The organism is Erythrobacter sp. JK5 (assembly GCF_018205975.1).
Classification (GTDB): domain Bacteria; phylum Pseudomonadota; class Alphaproteobacteria; order Sphingomonadales; family Sphingomonadaceae; genus Erythrobacter.
Map to the genome: position 1 here is coordinate 3,207,134 of NZ_CP073577.1, position 19,141 is coordinate 3,226,274.

Annotated in this window: 21 protein-coding genes; 6 read left to right on the forward strand and 15 right to left on the reverse strand. The window is 63.8% G+C overall.

The window, feature by feature from the left end; genetic code table 11:
• Positions 1-7 precede the first annotated feature (7 nt).
• Both acnA and KDC96_RS15685 read right to left on the reverse strand, forming a co-directional pair.
• Positions 8-2,680: an aconitate hydratase AcnA gene (acnA, locus tag KDC96_RS15680; protein WP_212449415.1), complete on the reverse strand. Its 2,673-nt coding sequence runs from the start codon at positions 2,678-2,680 to the stop codon at positions 8-10.
• Between the two features lie 161 nt (positions 2,681-2,841).
• Complete coding sequence (locus KDC96_RS15685; RefSeq protein WP_212449417.1) at positions 2,842-3,747, reverse strand: DMT family transporter; 906 nt, start codon at positions 3,745-3,747, stop codon at positions 2,842-2,844.
• 213 nt (positions 3,748-3,960) lie between these two features.
• Between KDC96_RS15685 and KDC96_RS15690 the strand changes: the two genes are divergently transcribed.
• Entirely contained in the window at positions 3,961-5,286 is a 1,326-nt protein-coding gene (locus KDC96_RS15690; protein WP_371815565.1) for a L,D-transpeptidase family protein, read from the forward strand.
• A 6-nt stretch (positions 5,287-5,292) separates the two neighbouring features.
• Here the strand turns inward: KDC96_RS15690 and KDC96_RS15695 are convergent, their stop codons facing one another.
• The 3 genes from KDC96_RS15695 to KDC96_RS15705 all read right to left on the reverse strand — a co-directional run bounded on the left by KDC96_RS15695 (position 5,293) and on the right by KDC96_RS15705 (position 8,039).
• Positions 5,293-5,790 carry a hypothetical protein gene (locus KDC96_RS15695; protein ID WP_212449422.1) on the reverse strand — a complete coding sequence of 166 codons (498 nt, stop codon included), beginning with the start codon at positions 5,788-5,790 and terminating at the stop codon, positions 5,293-5,295.
• 3 nt (positions 5,791-5,793) lie between these two features.
• On the reverse strand, positions 5,794-6,492 hold the full coding sequence (locus tag KDC96_RS15700; RefSeq protein ID WP_212449423.1) for a murein L,D-transpeptidase catalytic domain-containing protein: 699 nt from the start codon (positions 6,490-6,492) through the stop codon (positions 5,794-5,796).
• 95 nt (positions 6,493-6,587) lie between these two features.
• Positions 6,588-8,039 (reverse strand): NAD(P)-binding protein, encoded by a 1,452-nt coding sequence (locus tag KDC96_RS15705; protein ID WP_212449424.1) that lies wholly within the window; start codon positions 8,037-8,039, stop codon positions 6,588-6,590.
• Positions 8,040-8,110: 71 nt separating this feature from the next.
• Between KDC96_RS15705 and KDC96_RS15710 the strand changes: the two genes are divergently transcribed.
• Positions 8,111-8,596: a hypothetical protein gene (locus KDC96_RS15710; protein WP_212449425.1), complete on the forward strand. Its 486-nt coding sequence runs from the start codon at positions 8,111-8,113 to the stop codon at positions 8,594-8,596.
• A gap of 10 nt (positions 8,597-8,606) precedes the next feature.
• On the opposite strand, the gene KDC96_RS15715 is transcribed toward KDC96_RS15710, so the two are convergent.
• The 5 genes from KDC96_RS15715 to ispG are packed head-to-tail and all read right to left on the reverse strand — an operon-like array spanning position 8,607 to position 12,037.
• Positions 8,607-9,128, reverse strand: a complete 522-nt coding sequence (locus KDC96_RS15715; RefSeq protein WP_212449427.1) for a TIGR02281 family clan AA aspartic protease — start codon at positions 9,126-9,128, stop codon at positions 8,607-8,609.
• A 33-nt stretch (positions 9,129-9,161) separates the two neighbouring features.
• On the reverse strand, positions 9,162-10,055 hold the full coding sequence (locus tag KDC96_RS15720; protein WP_212449429.1) for a histone deacetylase: 894 nt from the start codon (positions 10,053-10,055) through the stop codon (positions 9,162-9,164).
• A gap of 32 nt (positions 10,056-10,087) precedes the next feature.
• Positions 10,088-10,600, reverse strand: a complete 513-nt coding sequence (locus KDC96_RS15725) for a thioredoxin family protein (RefSeq protein ID WP_212449431.1) — start codon at positions 10,598-10,600, stop codon at positions 10,088-10,090.
• Positions 10,597-10,890: a hypothetical protein gene (locus KDC96_RS15730; protein WP_249171832.1), complete on the reverse strand. Its 294-nt coding sequence runs from the start codon at positions 10,888-10,890 to the stop codon at positions 10,597-10,599. The genes KDC96_RS15725 and KDC96_RS15730 overlap by 4 nt, the downstream gene beginning before the upstream one ends.
• 1 nt (position 10,891) lies before the next feature.
• Positions 10,892-12,037 carry a flavodoxin-dependent (E)-4-hydroxy-3-methylbut-2-enyl-diphosphate synthase gene (gene ispG / locus KDC96_RS15735; RefSeq protein ID WP_212449433.1) on the reverse strand — a complete coding sequence of 382 codons (1,146 nt, stop codon included), beginning with the start codon at positions 12,035-12,037 and terminating at the stop codon, positions 10,892-10,894.
• 69 nt (positions 12,038-12,106) lie between these two features.
• Here ispG and KDC96_RS15740 point away from each other — a divergent pair, with 69 nt between their 5' ends.
• Positions 12,107-13,111, forward strand: a complete 1,005-nt coding sequence (locus KDC96_RS15740; protein ID WP_212449435.1) for a zinc transporter ZntB — start codon at positions 12,107-12,109, stop codon at positions 13,109-13,111.
• 27 nt (positions 13,112-13,138) lie between these two features.
• Here the strand turns inward: KDC96_RS15740 and KDC96_RS15745 are convergent, their stop codons facing one another.
• The 4 genes from KDC96_RS15745 to KDC96_RS15760 are packed head-to-tail and all read right to left on the reverse strand — an operon-like array spanning position 13,139 to position 15,123.
• Positions 13,139-13,798: an NrsF family protein gene (locus KDC96_RS15745; protein WP_212449437.1), complete on the reverse strand. Its 660-nt coding sequence runs from the start codon at positions 13,796-13,798 to the stop codon at positions 13,139-13,141.
• Between the two features lies 1 nt (position 13,799).
• Positions 13,800-14,330 carry a sigma-70 family RNA polymerase sigma factor gene (locus KDC96_RS15750; RefSeq protein ID WP_212449439.1) on the reverse strand — a complete coding sequence of 177 codons (531 nt, stop codon included), beginning with the start codon at positions 14,328-14,330 and terminating at the stop codon, positions 13,800-13,802.
• Positions 14,331-14,804, reverse strand: a complete 474-nt coding sequence (locus KDC96_RS15755) for a DoxX family protein (protein ID WP_212449441.1) — start codon at positions 14,802-14,804, stop codon at positions 14,331-14,333. It lies immediately after the preceding gene.
• A gap of 31 nt (positions 14,805-14,835) precedes the next feature.
• Positions 14,836-15,123, reverse strand: a complete 288-nt coding sequence (locus tag KDC96_RS15760; protein ID WP_212449443.1) for a DUF2282 domain-containing protein — start codon at positions 15,121-15,123, stop codon at positions 14,836-14,838.
• A 372-nt stretch (positions 15,124-15,495) separates the two neighbouring features.
• Here KDC96_RS15760 and KDC96_RS15765 point away from each other — a divergent pair, with 372 nt between their 5' ends.
• Genes KDC96_RS15765 through KDC96_RS15775 form a run of 3 tightly spaced genes read left to right on the forward strand, consistent with a single transcriptional unit; the run spans position 15,496 to position 18,129 of the window.
• The gene (locus KDC96_RS15765) at positions 15,496-16,359 is read left to right on the forward strand and encodes a DUF692 domain-containing protein (protein ID WP_212449445.1); all 864 of its coding nucleotides are present in this window, start codon (positions 15,496-15,498) and stop codon (positions 16,357-16,359) included.
• The gene (locus KDC96_RS15770; protein ID WP_212449447.1) at positions 16,356-17,147 is read left to right on the forward strand and encodes a DNA-binding domain-containing protein; all 792 of its coding nucleotides are present in this window, start codon (positions 16,356-16,358) and stop codon (positions 17,145-17,147) included. Before KDC96_RS15765 ends, KDC96_RS15770 begins: the two co-directional genes overlap by 4 nt.
• A gap of 43 nt (positions 17,148-17,190) precedes the next feature.
• Positions 17,191-18,129, forward strand: a complete 939-nt coding sequence (locus KDC96_RS15775; protein ID WP_212449449.1) for an alpha/beta hydrolase fold domain-containing protein — start codon at positions 17,191-17,193, stop codon at positions 18,127-18,129.
• On the opposite strand, the gene KDC96_RS15780 is transcribed toward KDC96_RS15775, so the two are convergent.
• Complete coding sequence (locus KDC96_RS15780; protein WP_212449451.1) at positions 18,126-19,076, reverse strand: SDR family NAD(P)-dependent oxidoreductase; 951 nt, start codon at positions 19,074-19,076, stop codon at positions 18,126-18,128. The genes KDC96_RS15775 and KDC96_RS15780 overlap by 4 nt on opposite strands.
• Positions 19,077-19,141 lie beyond the last annotated feature (65 nt).

Sequence of the window (19,141 nt, forward strand, 5' to 3'; positions counted from 1 at the left end):
AGTGCGATCACGCCGCCAGCTTACGCAGCACGTAGTGAAGGATGCCGCCATTGCGGTAATACTCCATCTCGTTTGCGGTATCGATCCGGCACAGGGCGGTGAAGCTGAAGGTCGAGCCGTCGGCGCGGGTGACTTCGATCTCGACATCCTGCCCGGGGGCGAGGTCGGCCAGACCCTTGATCGAGAAGGTGGAATCGGCATCGAGGTTCAGCGTGTCGCGTGTGTCGCCATTCTTGAACTGCAGCGGCAGCACGCCCATGCCGACGAGGTTCGAGCGGTGAATACGCTCGAAGCTTTCGACAATGACGGCGCGCACACCGAGAAGGATCGTGCCCTTCGCCGCCCAGTCGCGGCTGGAGCCGGTGCCGTATTCCTTGCCGCCGACCACGATCAGCGGGGTGCCGTCGGCCTTGTGCTTCATGGCCGCGTCGTAGATCGGCATCTGCTCGCCGTTGTAGGTGGTGACACCGCCTTCGACGCCCGGAACCATCTCATTCCTGATGCGGATATTGGCGAAGGTGCCGCGCATCATCACGTCATGATTGCCGCGACGCGATCCGTAGGAGTTGAAGTCCTTCTTCGCGACCTGATTGCTCTTCAGGTAGGAGCCGGCGGGCGAATCTTCCTTGATCGCGCCAGCCGGCGAGATGTGGTCGGTGGTGACCGAGTCGCCGAGAATCGCCAGCGGCTTCGCGCCTTCGATATCGGCGATCGCATCAGGCTCCATGCCCATGCCCTCGAAGTAGGGAGGGTTGGCAATATAGGTTGAGCCTGCGCGCCATTTGTAGGTGTCCGACGGCTCTACAGTGATCGCCTGCCAGTGCTCATCGCCGTCATAGACGTTGGCATAGCGGCTGACGAACATCGAACGGTCGATATTGGCCGCGCGGTGCTCGGCGATTTCGGCATTGGTCGGCCACAGGTCGGCGAGCATGACATCGTTGCCGTCCTGATCCTGACCCAGCGGGGTGGTGGTGATGTCCTCGGTCACCGTGCCCTTCAGCGCATAGGCTACCACCAGCGGCGGCGAGGCGAGGAAGTTGGCGCGCACGTCCTGCGATACGCGGCCTTCGAAGTTGCGGTTGCCCGACAGCACCGATGCGGCGACGATATCGTTGTTGTTGATCGCAGCCGAAATCGGCGGGGCGAGCGGGCCGCTGTTGCCGATACAGGTGGTGCAGCCATAGCCGACGAGGTCGAAGCCGATCGCGTCGAGATCGTCCTGCAGCCCCGATTTGACGAGGTAGTCGGTGACCACCTGAGAACCCGGTGCGAGCGAGGTCTTCACCCACGGCTTGGGCTTCATGCCGCGCTCGTTCGCCTTCTTGGCGACGAGTCCGGCGGCGATCAGCACGTCGGGGTTCGAGGTATTGGTGCAGCTGGTGATCGCAGCGATCACGACATCGCCATCGCCGATGTCGTGGTCCTTGCCTTCGACCGGGGTGCGGACGGGAGCGTCCTTCTTGTACACCGTCTTGAGGTCGCCGTTGAACAGCTCGTCCACCTCGGGAAGGATCACGCGATCCTGCGGGCGCTTGGGTCCGGCAAGGCTCGGGACAACGCTGGCAACGTCGAGTTCGAGCGTGTTCGAGAACACCGGCTCGTTCGCCGGGTCGAACCACATGCCCTGTTCCTTGGCATAGGCTTCGACCAGTGCGAGGCTTTCCTCGCTGCGACCGGTCAGGCGCATGTAGTCGATCGTCTTGTCATCAATGCCGAAGAAACCGCAGGTCGCGCCATATTCGGGTGCCATGTTGGCGATGGTCGCGCGGTCGGCGAGGGTGAGGTTGGCAACGCCTTCGCCGTAGAATTCGACAAAGCGGCCGACCACGCCGACTTCGCGCAGCATCTGCACGCAGGTCAGCACCAGGTCGGTAGCGGTCACGCCTTCGGCCATGCGGCCGGTCAGCTTGAAGCCGACGACTTCGGGGATCAGCATCGAGATCGGCTGGCCCAGCATCGCCGCTTCGGCCTCGATCCCGCCGACGCCCCAGCCCAGCACGCCCAGACCGTTGATCATGGTGGTGTGGCTGTCGGTGCCGACGCAGGTGTCGGGATAGGCGACCAGTGCGCCGGTTTCGTCCTCGCTCGACCACACGCCGCGGCCGATGTATTCGAGGTTCACCTGGTGGCAGATTCCGGTGCCGGGAGGCACGGCGGTGAAGTTCTCGAAGCTTTTCGAGCCCCATTTGAGGAAGTCGTAGCGTTCGGCATTGCGCTCGTATTCGAGCGCCATGTTGGCTTCCATCGCCTTGGGGTGGCCGAATTCGTCGACCATGACCGAGTGGTCGATCACGAGGTCGACCGGAACCTGCGGGTTGATCTTCTGGGTGTCCCCGCCGAGCTGCTTGATCGCATCGCGCATCGCCGCGAGATCGACCACGCAGGGAACGCCGGTGAAGTCCTGCAGCAGCACCCGCGCCGGACGGTACTGGATTTCATTGCCGGTGACGGGATTGTTCTGCCAGTCGACGATCGCCTGGATATGCTCGCGCCCGACAGTGAATCCGCCATCTTCGAACCGCAGCAGGTTTTCGAGCAGCACTTTCATCGAGTTCGGCAGCCTGGAGATATCGCCGAGTTGCTCAGCCGCCTTGGCGAGCGAGTAGTAAGCGTATTCCTTGCCGCCAACGGTCAAAGTCGAGCGGGTTGCGAGCGTATCCTTGCCGATAGCAGTCATCGGGGTGTCCCATCCTTTTTGGCTGTTCCCCCGGCCAAGCCGTTACTCGGGAGGGGGAGGGTCCGGGTCCTCGGAACCCGGGTGAAATTCACGTTGTCGCACCTGCTAGACCTTGGGGCCGAGGTCAAGGAAAACACGGCCCGTCGAGGGCGGAATTCGGCCTATTGGCGCGAGGGTTTGTCCACGCTCGCCGGCGGCTTGCGCGTGGCGATCCAGCACCCGGTTACGATCAGCGCGGTCCCGGCGATCGTCGGTGCCGTAACGGCTTCGCGGAAGAACAGCCAGCCGAACAGGCTGGCCCACAGGAATGCGGAATACTCGATCGGGACCAGTGCCTGCGCTTCCTCGCGCGCATAGGCCCAGGCCAGCGCCATCGCCGCTGTGACCGTCAGGCCGGCGCCGATCGTGATCGACCCGAGCGGCTCGAGCGCGGGTGTAACCCAGAAGAACGGAGCGAACAGCAACAGCACCAGCCCGCCGATGCCGCTGTGAAAGGTCGCCACCTCGAGCGGCCCGGCGACCTGCGACTGGCGCCGGATAACCACGAAATTGTAGGCGTAGAGCAGCGCTGAAAAGATCAGTGAGGCGAGCCCCAGCAGCACGTCCGGCGACAGATCGCTGCGCCCCAGACGGCCGCCGACGATCACCAGCGTTCCGGCAAGGCCCAGCACGCTGGCGAACACCGCCTGCCGCCGGATTTGCTCGCCGAGCAGGACCCGCGCGAAGTAGAGCGCGATCAGCGGCGCGATGAAGCTGATCGCGATCGCTTCGGCAATCGGCAGCCTGGTCAGCGCAAAGAAGAAGCTCAGCGCCATGAAGGCCGAAATGATCCCGCGCTCGATATGCAGCTTGAGCGCCGGTGGTGACGGCCAGCGCCATCCACGAGCCAGCCAGAACGGCGCGATCATCGCGGCGCCGATCAGGCTGCGCAACAGCGTCGCGGTGTAGACGCCCGCAACCAGCGCCGCGCTTTTCATCACCGCATCCATCAACGACAGCGCCGCCACCGCTGCGAAAGTCGCCGCGAAGGGTATCAGGCGATGAGAGACGGCAGCGGGCGATGACATGGCAAGCACGCCCTAGTTGCGCGCGCCGGCCCGGTCACCTGTTTCCCGATACGCACCTGTGGGGATTCATCGCCGCGAAAGCACATTCGGTTGATAGATATCGCGATTGCGGGGTATGCTCACCGCGACAGGCATGCGCTCCGGGCGCACAAGATAGGGTTGTTTGAGGCAGATATGCGTAGCTGGTTGAGTATTTTGGTTGGTGGCACGGCAATGGCGGCGATTGCGACGGGAGGAGCACTCGCGCAGGACGAATCGCCATCGCAACCGGCGCAGAGCGAGGATTCGTCTTCGTTCGATGAAGCATTTCCGGAAATGGTTTCTGGCGAAGTGGTACAGGGCGATCTCGCCCCTCCCGGGCCGCTGGTGCAACCGTGGTCGATCGCCAGCGCGACCGCGTTGATCGCCGTCATCGAAAAGATCGATGCCGAAGGCCTCGACCCCAAGGATTACGACTTGCAGGCGCTCAAGGTGGCGCTCGCCTCGGGCCCGTCGGAGGAGCTCGACAAGCTTGCTTCGAAGAATTTCGTGTGGCTGGTCGAGGATCTGCGCGACGGGCGCACCCCGATGGATGCGCGCGAGCAGTGGTTCGTGGTCGATCCCGACCGCGACCGGTTTCGCACCGCCGATCTGCTTGCGCAAGCGCTTGAAAGCGGGGATGTCGCGGGTACCCTGGCGACGCTCAACCCCACCCATCCGGATTATGCGCGGCTCAAGCGGGAGCTTGCCAAGACGCCGGCTGGCCAGACGGCGAAGCGCAAGCTGATCCGCGCCAACATGGATCGCTGGCGCTGGCTCGCGCGCGATCTCGGCACACAATACCTGATCACCAATGTTCCCGAATACCAGCTGCGGCTGACCGTCGGCGACAAGATCATCAGCACCTATCGCACGATCGTCGGCAAGCCGGGGCGCACCGCGACCCCGCAGCTGGCTGAAAAGATCGAAGGCGTGGTGTTCAACCCGACCTGGACAGTGCCGCAATCGATCGTGAAGGGCGAAGGGCTCGGCGCGAAAGTGCTCGGCAACCCCGCCTGGGCGAAGCGCAACGGCTATGTCGCGACACGCGGCGCGAACGGCTGGATCACGGTGGTACAGCAGCCCGGCCCCGGCAACTCGCTGGGCCGGATGAAGCTGGAAATGCCCAATGCGCACGCGATCTTCTTCCACGACACGCCATCGCGCCACCTGTTCGCAAATGACGACCGCGCGCTGAGCCACGGCTGCATCCGCACCGAGCGGGCGCTCGAACTGGCGATCACCATGGCGATCCTGGGTCGCGGCGCGACCAAAGACGAAGCTGTCGAAATCGCCACCTCGGGCAAGTACACCAAGGTGCCGATCGAGAAGGAAATGCCCGCCTACATCACCTATTTCACCATGGCGTCTGACATCAACGGCGAGATGCAGACCTTCAAGGACATCTACGGTCGCGACGCGCCGGTGCTGGCGAGCCTCGACAAGCCGCGCGTCCAGAACCGCAGCAACGTGATCGACGACGAGGTAATCGTGATCGAGGACGATTTGCAGGACAGCTGACGAGAGCTAGTCGCGGCGGCTGAGTTCACGGGCGACCACGACCGAGCGGCGGTAGAGGAGCCCGGCGGGGATCGCATAGGCGAGCGTCGCGGCGATGCCGTACCAGCTTTCGATCTGGCCGAGATCGAACCCGCTGCCCGTCAGAATCGCAGCGGCGAGACCCCCGGCAAGGAGCGCGGCAACCAACGCGATTGCCAGCCCGACCGGTCGCTCGATCCGCTCACCGAGCAGCATCGCCAGCGGCGCGCCGATCACTGCAATGTAGAACGCGCAGAATACCGTACCGATCAGCGTTCCGAGAAACATGACCAGAAAGACGAACATGATCCCGCCCGCTGCCGCCATCACGGTTGGTTCAAACAGCTCGATCGCGAAAACGACCGCCAGATAGGCAAGGATGAGCAGCGACCCGACGACCGCCGCCTGAAAACTGGCAGGCAGGATCGCGCGAAGGGGCGATCCGATGCTGAATTCGAACCCGGCAGCGGATGCCCGGTACCGCACGCTTTAGAACGATCCCGGCGCGTAACGTTGCAGGTCGCTTGGTTGCTCCGGCTGGAGCGGCTCGAGATTCATCGGCTGCAGCGAGCCGTCGTCCTGAAGGCCGAGACTGTCGGCGAACAGCAGGCGTCCGCCCGACAGGTTGAGCAGCGCGATGCGGAATTGCTCTTCGCCTAGCGCAAAACACCCATTGGAACGCCCAAGCCGGCCCCAGCGCTCGATATGCGAGGGTTCGGCATAGTTGGCGCGGTGCATGACAATGTAGCGGCGCAGCGCAGCCTCGTTGGTGGGATCGAGTCCGCCCAATCGCACCGAGGTGCCGTAGCGACCCTGATACCATTCCCACGTGACATAGGCACCCCGGCTGGTCGCGTTGGAGCCTTCGACGTTGGAATAGCGATTGAGCCAGCCGTCATGCTCCGGGTCCGAGCCGGTGCCGTGACTGACGTGGTAGCTCTGCACTTCCTCGCGATCGAGATTGACGAAGTGGAACCGGCGGGTGGCCGAATGGACGCCGAAATCGGCAATCCCCACAATGTCCTTTTTCCAGATCACGTTCCCGGCGCGGTCGAGCTCGCGCTTGGCGATATCGAACAGCGCGCGATCGCGCGGCGTGCCCTTGCGAGGGGAAGCCGCGACGCCAGCGGGCAGCGACAATGCTGCTCCTGCCGCAAGGCTGCCTTTCAAGAGATCGCGCCGGTTCATATCGCTAAGACTAATATAGGGTTCGTAACGTTCCAGTGAACGGAAATTTGCCAGAATTCCCGGAATGACGCAACGTCGGGGCGGTTCGTCGCAGACTAGGCCGCGCCTTCGTGGATCGCTTTCGCCTTCATGCCGAGCCTGATCACGCCGGGCATGTTCGCGCGGATCGTTTCGCCGATCTGGGCGAGACCGGCGAGCCGCGGATCGCCTTCGCGCATCATCTTGGCGATTGCCGGTCCGGTCGGGTGGAGACGGCTTCGAGCATTGAATTCATTGGTTTTCGGGTTGTTCGACAGGATGCCGGTGCTCATCAGGTTGGCCATCACCGCGTAAGGATATGTGTCGGTCGAATCCGTCAGCGGCGCAGGCGGGCACAGCGCGTTCTTTTCCGCGTCGGTCTCGAAATTCGCTTCGAGAAACGCCGCGAGCGCGGCGCTGTAGGGGACGAAGGGCGTCTGCGCGAGCTGGGGCGTGATCCGGTCTCCGTCGAAGAACGGGCGCTGGTTCTGGCGCGCCTCGAACGGCACCGCGGTCGCGGTGCAATCGATGAACAGGGTGTTTTGAGGCACTTCGACCGCTTCGTTGCGGAAATGGATCGTGCCGGGCTCGATCCGGACGACATGGCCCTGGCGATGAACGGCAGCGATCGAACGCAGCATGGCCACTTCCGCTTCGGAAATAACCGCGAAATGGAACATCTTGGGCGTGACCTGCTCGTCGATCCGCAGCATGACGCCGCGCTCGCCCAATTTCGCCATCATTTCGTCGCCGGTTTCCGATTCATTGGCGGCTTCGACCAGTGCGGTCTGGAATTCCATCAGCCCCTCGATCCGAGCATGCGCGGGCTGCAGCAGCGTGCGGTTGAACATCCATGAATCGCGCGGGCGGACCCAGCCGATCTTGTCCGCCGGAACGCCCGATTCGAGCAGCCACACCGCACTGTCCATCGCGGTCTTGCCGCCGCCGATCACCACATAGTGGTCGGGCAAATCCGCGCCGTGCTTCCACAGGCCGGGCAGGTCGCCGGGGATCGCGAACCGCGTGCCCTCGGCGATGTCGAAAGCGGGCTTGTGCGTCGCGGGGACCGAAGTCTGGAACCAGGTGCCGTCCACCAGCTTGCGCCGGACCTTCACGCTGTGCTCTTCGCCCGACAGGATGCCCCTGAAGCGATGTTCCCCATTCTCCCTGCCAAGATATTCGCTGAGCGGATGGTAGTCGACGCGGTCGGTCTGCAGCAGCCGTTCGTTCATCAGCTTGCCGTAATAGGCAAGGATCTCGGCATGCTTTGCGAGCGGATACATGCCCTTGTTGTGACCGATCGTGTCGACGGTATCCGGGCAGAGCTCGATAGAATTGACCCCGTAGGTCGCGCTCGGCTGGTGCAGGGTCACGAAGGAGTAGGCGTCGTTCCAGTGCCCGCCGGGCTTGGCATGCTTGTCGACAATGGTGATGCTGCAATCGGGGTCCTCGTCGATCAGCGTATCCGCGAAAGCGAGACCGACAGCTCCCGCACCGATGATCAGGTAGTCGGTTTCGTGCTCGGACATGGATGCGCTATTCCTTTTTGCTCGCGGGATCGATGAACGCCCGCGCGGATCGAATCGGAGGTAAGAAGGTCATGGACCTATCACGCAAGCGGGCAATTTTCGCCAGCGTTTGTGGCGGGCTGCTGGCGATTGCGGCCTCACCCGCGATCGGCGAGGATGCGTCATCGCCGACCACGGTGACGAGCGAACGCGATGCCGAGCGGCTGCGCACCGCGCAAGGGCTAACGCTGCAATGGATCGGTTGGGATCGACGCGGCAACGTGCACGTGGCGCGAGATCCGGACGGCGTCTGGCGGATCAACGGGACGCAGCGCGGCGACGGTGGCAGGCTCGCCGTCGATGGCACGATCACCGAAATCGGCGAGGATTATTTCCTGCTGGACGGTCGGATCGTTATTTCAGGCACACCCGATCGCGATCGGCTATGCGTCGAGGACAAGGTCTGGCGCTTCGCGGTCACGCAAGAGCGCGGCTATTATCGGCTGCGCGAATTCGAATGGTGCGATGGCCTTACCGATTATGTCGATATCTACTTTGCGCCGCGCCTGAAGGGATGACTTTCGTGGCCTAGCGGCTGCTCATGATCATCCGGTCGTCGGCGATCTCTACCGCGCCGATCTGCGACAGGTAGGACTGGCCGAGCAGCGATACCCCGAGACCTTCGGGTATGATCACCGCCGAAACGTCGCGGCGAGTCATGCCGCCGATCTCGACCTCGTCGAGCCGGGTCGGAACGCCGAACACCGCGCCGTTGGCGCCCTGGCCGATATGGGTGACGTCGTCGTCGTCCCAGTACAGCCCGATTGCGGAAGCATCGCTGCCGGTCAGCGCAATCACGCTCGCTCCGGTATCGACCATCATCCGCACCGGCACTCCGTCGATCGTAGCCGAAGCGTAGAAATGCCCGTCGGACTGGCGCCGCAGCGTGTGGTCGCCAGCGAACCAGTCCGCGCTGGCGCTGGCACCCGAGGCCCCGGCTTGGGTCAAACCATCGCCCGCCGCGTCGTCCGCTTCCTCGTCGGACATCGGAACGACCAGCGCGACGAAGCCGAATACGGCAGCGGCAAAGATGAGCGTACGCCCGAGCATGCCCGGTGCCTATACCTTCAACCTTAAGGCTCCCTAAAGGGCGGGTGAAATCGCCGAGAGGCGGGCGTTTTCTTCCGCCATCGCCAGCATCGAGCGCGCGTGACGCTGGGCGACTTCGCGCTGGTCATCGCCGTATCCGCCGCCGAGCGCAGAGGCGATCGGAAGGCCCCGCTTGCGGGCCTGCGCAACGACGAAGCGGTCGCGCGCGGCAAGGCCTTCATCGGTCAGCGCGAGCCGCCCCAGCTTGTCGTTGACATGCGGATCGACGCCGGCCTGATAGAGGACGAGGTCGGGCGCAAATCGCTCGACCACGCCGGGCAGGTGGCGGTCGAGCATCTCCATGAAGCCATCGTCGTCCAGCCCGTCCGGCAGATCGACATCGAGGCTGGAGCGCGCCTTGCGCACGGGGAAGTTCTTCTCCGCGTGGAGAGACAGGGTGAAGATGTCCTCGCGCCCGGCGGTGAGGCTGGCGGTGCCGTCGCCCTGGTGGACGTCGCAATCGACGATCAGGATGCGCCTGGCGTCGCCTTCGGCGATCAGGCGGTTCGAGGCGACCGCGAGATCGTTGAACACGCAATAGCCCGCGCCGGTATCGTGCAGCGCGTGGTGGCTCCCGGCGGCGGAGTTGGCAGCGTAGCCGTGGCGTTTCGCGAGCTGGGCCGCGAGCCACGTCCCGCCATTGGTGTGGCGCACACGGTCGCGGATACGCTCGGTCACCGGGAAGCCGATCCGCCGCTCCTTGTCGCGTGGGACGTCGGCGCGGAACACCTCGTCGACATAGTTCGGGCAATGCACCGCCTCGAGCCATTCGCGCGGCATCGGCTCGGGCGCATGCTCGGTGATGGGAGAGCCGCTCTCGCGCAGCGCCTCCATGACGAGGTAGTACTTGTCGAACTTGAAGGTCCCGCGCTCGGGGCGGGGAGCCATGTAATCGGCGTGATGGACGACGTGAAGCAGGGTCAGACCGCCTTGTCCGACAGCATTGCAAGCTCGTCGTAAATCGCATCCTCCTCGCGGCTGGCCGCATCGCGCCATGTCGTGGCGGTTTCGGCGTTCACCAGCTTGCCATCGCCCGTCAGCACCAGAAGGTTGGGTGTGCCGGGCAGCTCCTTCAGCCCAAATCGCTGTGCGATGCCGAGATTGTGCCCGTCGCCCCGCTGCGGCATGCCGATATTGACGAAGACCAGTTCGTATTCGCGCTCGATCAGCGCCGTGAACCGCTCGGTGCTCAACCAACCGGCAAGCGCCCGGCTGTCGTGGCACCAGTTGGCGCCCATCACCAGCAGCACGCGTTTGCCGTTCTCCGAAGCGCGGGCAAGCGCGGCGTCGACATCGGCTTCGGCGTCGTCCGACACGAGATAGGATTCTGCTTCCGGGTAATCGTGCGCGCCGCCTGCGACCTTTCCCGCTACGGTCGCACAGCCCGCAAGCAAGAGTGCCGCGAATACGCCAGACAACAGCGCCTTGATCACTCGGCGATGGTCCCTTCGTCGATTTCCAGCCTGCCGACGCGAAGGCGGTCGATCCGGGCCTCGCGAATGCGCAGCCTGCCGATCGTCAGGCGACCGATAGCCAGCGCGCCGATTGCGAGCGCGCCCAGTGCCAGCGCCCCGACAGCCAAGGCTCCGACTGCTGCCGCGCCACTCGAAACGGCACCTGTCGAGACACGTTTCAGCACCGGTCGATCGCTCTGCACCAGCAGCGCTTCATCGCCGTTCTCCGGCTTGGTCGCAATCACTGGCGAAGCGGTGTCGGTGATCATGCTACTCTGCCGCCTCCGCGGCCCGCGCATGCGGATCGAATGCCACGGCCTCGCCCGCCTCGATCGCTGCGGCCTTCTCCTCGACCAGCTTGACGATGTGGTCGAGCATGTCCTCGTCCTCGATCGCGTGCGCCTTCAGGCCCGAGAGGTAGACCATGTGCTTGCCATTGCCGCCGCCGGTAAGGCCGATATCGGTCTCGCGCGCTTCGCCCGGCCCGTTGACCACGCAGCCGAGCACCGAAAGGCTCATCGGCGTCTTGATGTGCTCGAGCCGTTTCTCAAGCGTTTCGACTGTGCGGATCACGTCGAAGCCCTGTCGCGAGCAGCTGGGGCAGGACACCACGCGGACCCCGCGCGTGCGCAGGCCCAGTGCCTTGAGCATCTCATAGCCTACCTTGACCTCTTCCTCCGGCTCGGCGGAGAGCGAGACGCGGATCGTGTCGCCGATCCCGGCCCACAGCAGGCTGCCCATGCCGATCGAGGACTTGACCGTCCCGCCGATCAGCCCGCCTGCCTCGGTGATGCCGAGATGCAGCGGGCAATCGACCGCGTCGGCCAGCCCGTGATAGGCGGCAACCGCGAGGAATACGTCCGAGGCTTTCACCGCGACCTTGAATTCGTGAAAGTCGTGATCCTGCAGCAGCTTGATATGGTCGAGCGCGCTTTCGATCAGCGCTTCGGGGCAGGGCTCGCCGTACTTCTCGAGCAGGTCCTTTTCGAGCGAACCGGCGTTGACCCCGATCCGGATCGCGCAGCCATTGGCCTTGGCCGCACGCACCACTTCGGCCACGCGGTCCGAGGAGCCGATATTGCCCGGATTGATGCGCAGGCATGCCGCGCCGCCATCGGCGGCCTCGAGTGCGCGCTTGTAGTGGAAGTGGATGTCGGCAACGACCGGGATGTTCGACGCGCGCGTGATCAGCGGGAAGGCGGCGGTCGCTTCCTCAGTCGGGCAGGAGACCCGGATGATGTCGCAGCCGACTTCTTCGCAGCGGCGGATCTGGTCGATCGTCGCGGCGGCATCCTCGGTCGGGGTGTTGGTCATGGTCTGCACCGTGATCGGCGCATCGCCGCCCACCGGCACATTGCCGACCATGATCTGGCGGCATTGCCGCCGTTCGATATCGCGCCAGGGTCTTACGGACATGTGCCGCATATAGGCCCCGGCGCATCAAGGGGCAATGACACGGGCATCGGGTTGAGGCATGAAGCGCGGATGGAACAGCTCGCAACCGATGCAACCGAGGGGATGGACCCGCTGATTTTCGGCCGGGTGCTGGATGGCAAGGGCGGGGGGCGTGCGATCGGACGGCACGAGGTCGACGACTGGAAACCGGCGGCTCCGGGAGAGGTCCTGTGGCTTCATCTGCGCCGCCATGCGCCAGAAGTGCTGCCGTGGCTGGAGAACGACCTCGGCATACCGGAGCCGACCGCCGAATTGCTGGTGTCGAGTTCGACCCGGCCGCGCGCGCTGCGCGAAGGCGATTCGCTGGTTGCGACCCTGCGCGGCATCAACTTCAATCCCGATGCCCAGCCCGAAGACATGATCTCGCTGCAATTGTGGTCCGACGGCACGCGCCTGATTACCCTGCGCAAACTGCCGATGCAGACTCCGCGCGATGTTCTGGCGATGCTCGATCGCGGAAAGGGGCCGACCGATGCGGGCAGCGCAATCACCGAAATCGTCGAGCAGCTGGTGGTGCGGATGAACGAGACGATCGTCGATATGAATACCAAGATCGACGAACTCGAGGAAATGGATGTCGAGGAGGATTACGAGCAAATCCTGCCCAAGATCACCACGATCCGCCGCAATTGCCTCGCGCTCAAACGCCACATGTCGCCGCAGCACGAAGCGCTGGAGCGGATTGCGCGCGACGCGCCTGACTGGTTCGAGGAACACGACCGGCGCGAGATTGCCGAATCGATCGACCGGCTGCGACGCTATCTCGACGATATCGATATCAGCAAGGAAAGCGCCTTGGTCCTTCAGGACGAGCTGCGCGCGCGCAGCCTCGCGTCGAACGAGCATGCGACCTACATGCTGACGATCGTCGCCGGGATCTTCCTGCCGCTCGGCTTTCTGACCGGTCTGATGGGGATCAATGTCGGGGGGATGCCGGGAGTGAACGACGGGCAGGCGTTCTGGGTGGTCGTCGCCATCTGCCTCAGCATCATGGCCTTGCAGCTGTTCCTGTTCTGGCGCTGGAAATGGTTGTGAGCCCGCGCGCAGGCGGGCTCGCTCTCTTTACCAGCGGATCAGCGGCGGGACCGCGATACGGCCCAGGATCGCACCGATCGCGACCGGCGCGATATGGACGATGCCGACGTGGGTCACGGTATCGAGCGGGCAGGTGATACCGTAGGCGAGCGATCCGAGAGAACCAGCGGCGATACCCGTCAGCCACCCCGCACGCTCCAGTGAAACCGGCGCTCCGCGACGCAGGAAATGCACCGCAGCCCCGGCCACCAGCAGGCCCGCGACCAGGCCATAGGCCGAGCATTCCCAATACCACATGACGGGTCCGGCGCGCCTGCTCGTCACGGTCGACAGCAACGAGAGCAGACCCGCAACCGGCAAAACGCCGATCATCGCGGCAGCCCAGACGGTCGATTCCGCGCGCGAACCCACGCGCGGCAGAGCCGAAGCGACCAGCGCCGCCGTACTTGCCGCGCCCAATACGGTCAGCAGCCCGTTGGCGATCCAGAAGTATCCCGATGCTTCGCCCGAAACCATGCCGGTCCAGAACCCGAAATAGGCGATTGAAGCGACCCCCGCGATCAACGTCGCAAGGCCGACAAACGTCGCTCCCTGAACCGGTTTGACCCGTACGACGGGGGTCAGATCATCCGTCAGAGCGGCAATCAGGTCTTCCCTGCTTCCTGTACGGTATGCGTGCTTTTCCATATCAATCTGCTTTCTCGACCAGGGTGGCCAGTTTCTTGAGGCCACGATGGATATTTACTTTGACCAAGCTCTCGCTCTGGCCGGTCTTTTCTGCGGCTTCGCGGATCGACAGTCCCGCGATCTTGACCAGCTCGATTACTTCGGCCTGCTTTTCGGGTATGAGGCCAAACAGGCGATCGAGACTCACGCGCGCCATGACGAGTTCTTCCTCGCTGTCTTCGACCGCATCGTCTTCCATCAGCTCCTTGCTGTCGTGCTTGTAGACCTTGCGCAGGTGATCGACCCAGCGATAGCGCGCGATGGCCGCAAGCCACGGCAGGAACGGGCGGGCCGGATCCCAGGTCGCGCGCTTGGTGTAGAACGCGGTCAGCACCTCCTGAACCAGATCGTCGATCTGGTGATGCGGGACCCGGCGGCTGAAATACCGTTCGAGCCACACCCCCACCTCGGTCAGCAGCACGTTGGCAGCGGCCTTGTCGCCACCTTGCGCTGCCACCATGAGGCGGGACAATGTGGGTTCGTCGGCGACCATCTACGCGGCCTTCGGCCCCGCGAACCTGGCAACCAGCGCATCGAGCGAGAACATCCCGCCGCCGCGGCTGATCAGGATCGCGGCGAGCGCGATCACGGTGATGGCCCAGCCGAAGAAGTGTGCCGCATCGGGAAACACGAACAGCTGAATGACGATCGCCATGATCATCAGGGCAAGCGCCGAGAACCGCGTGGCGAGACCTGCGACCAGCAGGATCGGAAACAGGAATTCCGCATAGGTCGCCATCGGCACCGCCAGATCGGTCGGGATGGGCAGCCCCGAAAATTCGTTCTCGAAGATAAAGTACTGGGTTTCATCGATCTGCAGCCACGTGCCCTCGATCACCTTGGTCTGGTACGAGCGCCAGAAGATTCCTGCCAGCGCAACGCGGGTGAAAAGCAATGCGATGCTCTCCGCAAGCCTGCCGGACAGAAACCCGGTCAGGCGCTCGTACATTGAAACGATACCGCTCATAGTGTCCTCCTAATTTGCCTGAGTGCGCGTCCTAGCGCTCGATCGGCTTGAGCGATCCTTTGCCCTTGGGCGTTTCGATCGTCACGCAAGTGCCCTTGTCGACGTATTTCCACGCGTTGCCCTGATAGTCGCGGGTCGACGTGCCGGAGCAGCTGGTGCCCGGACCTGCGGCGCAATCGTTCTTGCCGGCCTTGGCAACGCCGTAGCATTTTTCCTTGGCTGGCGCCTTCTGCGCGGCGGCGGGGCTGGTGGCGAGACCCGCGGCGATTCCCGCAGTAAGGGCAACGCCGGCGAGATTGGCGAAAGTCTTGGCATTCATGTCGTGTCTCCAGAAAACTCTGTTGGGTGTCGTCCGGTTCTTTGCCGGAACTGACCGGTGGTTCGCATGCGATGGCCACGTGGTTACAAACTTTCGCAATTTGTCGCCGCCGAACCGCCTCAACTCTCAACTGTAACCCGTCATAAGGAAATGACGAACCCGTCAGCGTGAGTTTGGACACCGGTTGGAGCGACCCCGTTCGGATCGGTCAACGCATATGGCGGCGCGCGAGATTCATGCTGCGCTCGTCAAGACAGTCCGGAAATGCCGATCGCGACGTGGTCACGATATCTGACCCCCTCCAGTGGACGCGGCACGAAAAGCATTCCGGACTGTCAACCATTTCGCCCGACTTCTGCTATGGAGACCCCGATGACGCAGCAGCATGATTCCATCGAGCCTTTCGGCGGTTTCGGTCTCGGCCTTCGGCGTACGCATTACGAGGATTTTCTCGAGCACGACGTAGCGGTCGATTTCGTCGAGGTGATCAGCGAAAACTACATGATCGAGGGCGGGCGGCAGCTGCGCATCCTCGAAGCCGTGCGCGCCCGGTTTCCCGTCATCATTCACGGCGTGTCGATGTCGATCGGATCTGCGGAAGGGCTCGATCCCGACTACCTCTCCAAGCTCAAGCGGCTGGAGCGGCGGATCGATCCGCTGTGGGTCTCCGACCACCTGTGCTGGACCCGCACCAGCGCGCACAACAGCCACGATCTGCTGCCGATGCCGCTGACCGAAGAAGCACTCACGGCAGTGTGCTCCAATATCGACCAGGCTCAGGAAACGCTGGGCCGCGCGATGCTGTTCGAAAACCCTTCGAGCTACCTGACCTTCCCGGAAGACGAACTGACCGAGTGGGAATTCCTGACCGAGATGACCCGGCGCACGGGTTGCTACCTGCTGCTCGACGTCAACAATATCTATGTCAGCGCGGCCAATCACGGATTTTCGTCGGAGAAATACCTCGCCGGATTGCCGCTCGACCGGGTGCGGCAGATTCACCTCGCCGGCCACGATCCGGCAACGCCCGAACGCGACATCATCATCGACACGCATGACCGAGAAGTCGCCGACGATGTGTGGGCGCTGTATGCAAAGACGCTGGCGATGCTGGACGAGCCGGTCGCGACGATGATCGAGCGCGACGCCCACATCCCGCCACTTGCCGAATTGCTGACCGAGCTTGACCGGGCGCGCGGCCTTGCCAGCGAAGCGCGCGAACCCGTCCCGGCATGAGCGCAACGACGCTCGCAGAGCGACAGGCCGCATTCATGCGCGCGATCCTCGACGAGGGCGCACCGATGCCCGAGGGCTGGGGCAATTCGCAAGCCGCCGGGATGGGCGTCTATCGCGGCAATTATCGCAGCGCCCTGATGGATGCGCTCGCCAGCACCTTCGAACGCACCGCGCGCTATGTCGGCGAAAACGCATTCAAGCGGGCCAGCGCGCACCACGCGATCTCGCATCCCCCCTCGGGCTGGACGATCGACGAGGCAGGCGCGGGTTTCGATATGACCTGCGCCGAGCTTTTCGGGGAGAATCCCGAAGTGGCCGAGCTTGCCTGGCTTGAATGGACGATGCTGCAGGTTTCGACCGCGGGCGATGTCTCGCCGCTCGATCCGATCGGTTTTGGAACGCTCACGGCGGACTTCGGCGATGAGGACTGGATGGGCTTGAAGTTTGATTTCCAGCCTCGTGCGACGGCTACAGTGGTCGAATACGATCTCACCGGCCTGTGGAGCGCGCTGGAACACGACGGGCCGGATCTGCCACCGTTGCGCCTCCCGGCCCCGCGCGGATGCGTGGTTTCGCGAGAAGGCGAGCGCCCGGCCTTCATGTTGGTCGATCTCGACCGCGCCAACGCCTTCACCGCGATGCAGGCAGGGGCGAGTTACGGCGAGATAATCGCATTGCTGGCGGGCGATGACGCAGGCGAGGACGAGGTGCAGAGGGCCGCGATGCGTGCGGGCGAAATGCTGGGGGAATGGCTTCAAGAGAAATTGATCATAGGCCTGAAAGCTTGACTCCGCGCTTCGGTCCGGCAGGTCTTTCTGCAAGGAGAGAGCCATGCTGACCGATACATCGATCGAATTGCGCACCACCCGGGCGAGCATGCTGTTGCGCGCCGTCGTCTGGCTGATGAGCAAGCGCAAGCCGGTCTTCCCGAAGCAGGCGAGCGAAGCGAAAACCTATCTCGAACTGCGCGACCCGCCGCGCGATGCCGCCATGCCGGAAAGCATGGAGCAGCGATTCACCGTGGAGCACTGGACGGCAGCAGAGCAGCAGGTCGTGACGATCCATCCGAAATCCGGCCCGGGCGAATGGCACATGCTGTACTTCCACGGCGGCGGCTTCGTATTGCCGATGTTCAAGGAACACTGGCCGCTCGCCGCAGCGCTGGTCGAGAAGTGCGGTATCAGCATCACCCTGCCGCTTTACAACGTCGTTCCCGAAAGCAGCTACGCCGATCAGGACGCGGTGGCCGATGCGGCATTCGCCAGACTGGCGGCAGAACACGACCCGGCCAGAATCGTCCTCAACGGCGACAGCGCGGGCGGGCACATGGCGTTGAGCCTGGCCTTGCGGCTCGCGCGCGCCGGAGGTCCGCAACCGGGCAAGCTCGCGCTGTTCGCGCCGTGGCTCGACGTGACGATGCAGGACGAAGCGATGCGGGCGGTCGAACCGCACGATACCATGCTCAGGATCGACGCTTTGCGGGAGCTGGGGCGGGTCTGGGCCGGCGATCGCGACCCGGCTTCGCCGGAATGCAGCCCGCTCTACACCCCACCCGAACAGTTGGCGCAGCTGCCGCCGACGCGTATCTGGACCGGACGGCACGATCTCTTCATCATCGATTCCCGTACCTTCACCGCAAGGCTGCGTGAAGCCGGGGTAGACGCCCGGCTTTATGAATACGCAGGCGCTCCGCATGTCTTCATGGCGGTTACTCCCACGCGCGAGGCAAAGGATGTGTTCGCGTTGCTGGAAGAATTCCTCGCCAGCTAGGCCGCGAAGCTCTCGCCCGCCATCGCCTCGCTGATTGCCCACAGCCGGTCGGCCCTGGCCTGGTCGAGCGCGTAGCTGCGCACCCCGCCTTTGGTCGATTGATCGTCGACCGGCGCGACATGGCAATCCTCGCAATAGACGCCGCCCTTTCCTTCCAGTTGTTCCGCCGTCGCAGCCCACACCGATGTGGCCGCGCCCTGCGGTATCGACTTCCATTGAAAGCTTGGATCGCTGGTGGTGACGCGTTCGACAAGCGCAGCGGCCTGTTCTTCGGAAAGATGCCGACCAAGGTTGGTGTCGATCCCGCCCGGATGCACCGCGTAGGCGTGGATGCCCTTGCTGCCAAATCGCTGCTCAAGCCCGACACTGAACAATACGTTCGCGGTTTTCGACTGGCCATAGCTGAGCCACGGATCGTACGGTGCATTCTCGAAATTGGGATCGTCGAGGTTGGCGGGCGCAATGTGGTGCCCGCGGCTCGACAGGTTGACGATCCGCTTGTCTTCCCCGGCTTCGATCAGCGGCATCAGCTGCTTCGTCAGCAGGAAGTGACCGATGTGGTTGGTGCCGAACTGCAGCTCGAATCCGTCGGCGGTATGGGATAAGGGGCAGGCCATCACACCGGCATTGTTGATGAGCATATCGATCTTGTCGAAGCGCTTGTTCGCCTCCGTGCCGCAGGCGCGCACGCTATCGAGCGACGAGAGATCGCACACGATCGTCTCGACATGGGCGTCGGGGTGATCGGCTGTGATGTTGGCCGCCGCCTCGTCGAGCCTGGCCCGGTCGCGCCCTGCCAGCACCACGCGTGCGCCCTTCGCCGCCATCGCCCGCGCGGTTTCCAGCCCGAGCCCGGAGTTGCCGCCGGTCACGAATACCGTCTTTCCCGACAGATCCTTGCCCGCCAGCACCTCGTCGGTCGTCGACGCCCAGCCAAACTCGCTCATTTCCGTTCTCCTCGCACCCTGTGTTGCGCTGGGCAGTAGCTTGGCGGGGCCGATTGATCTAGAAT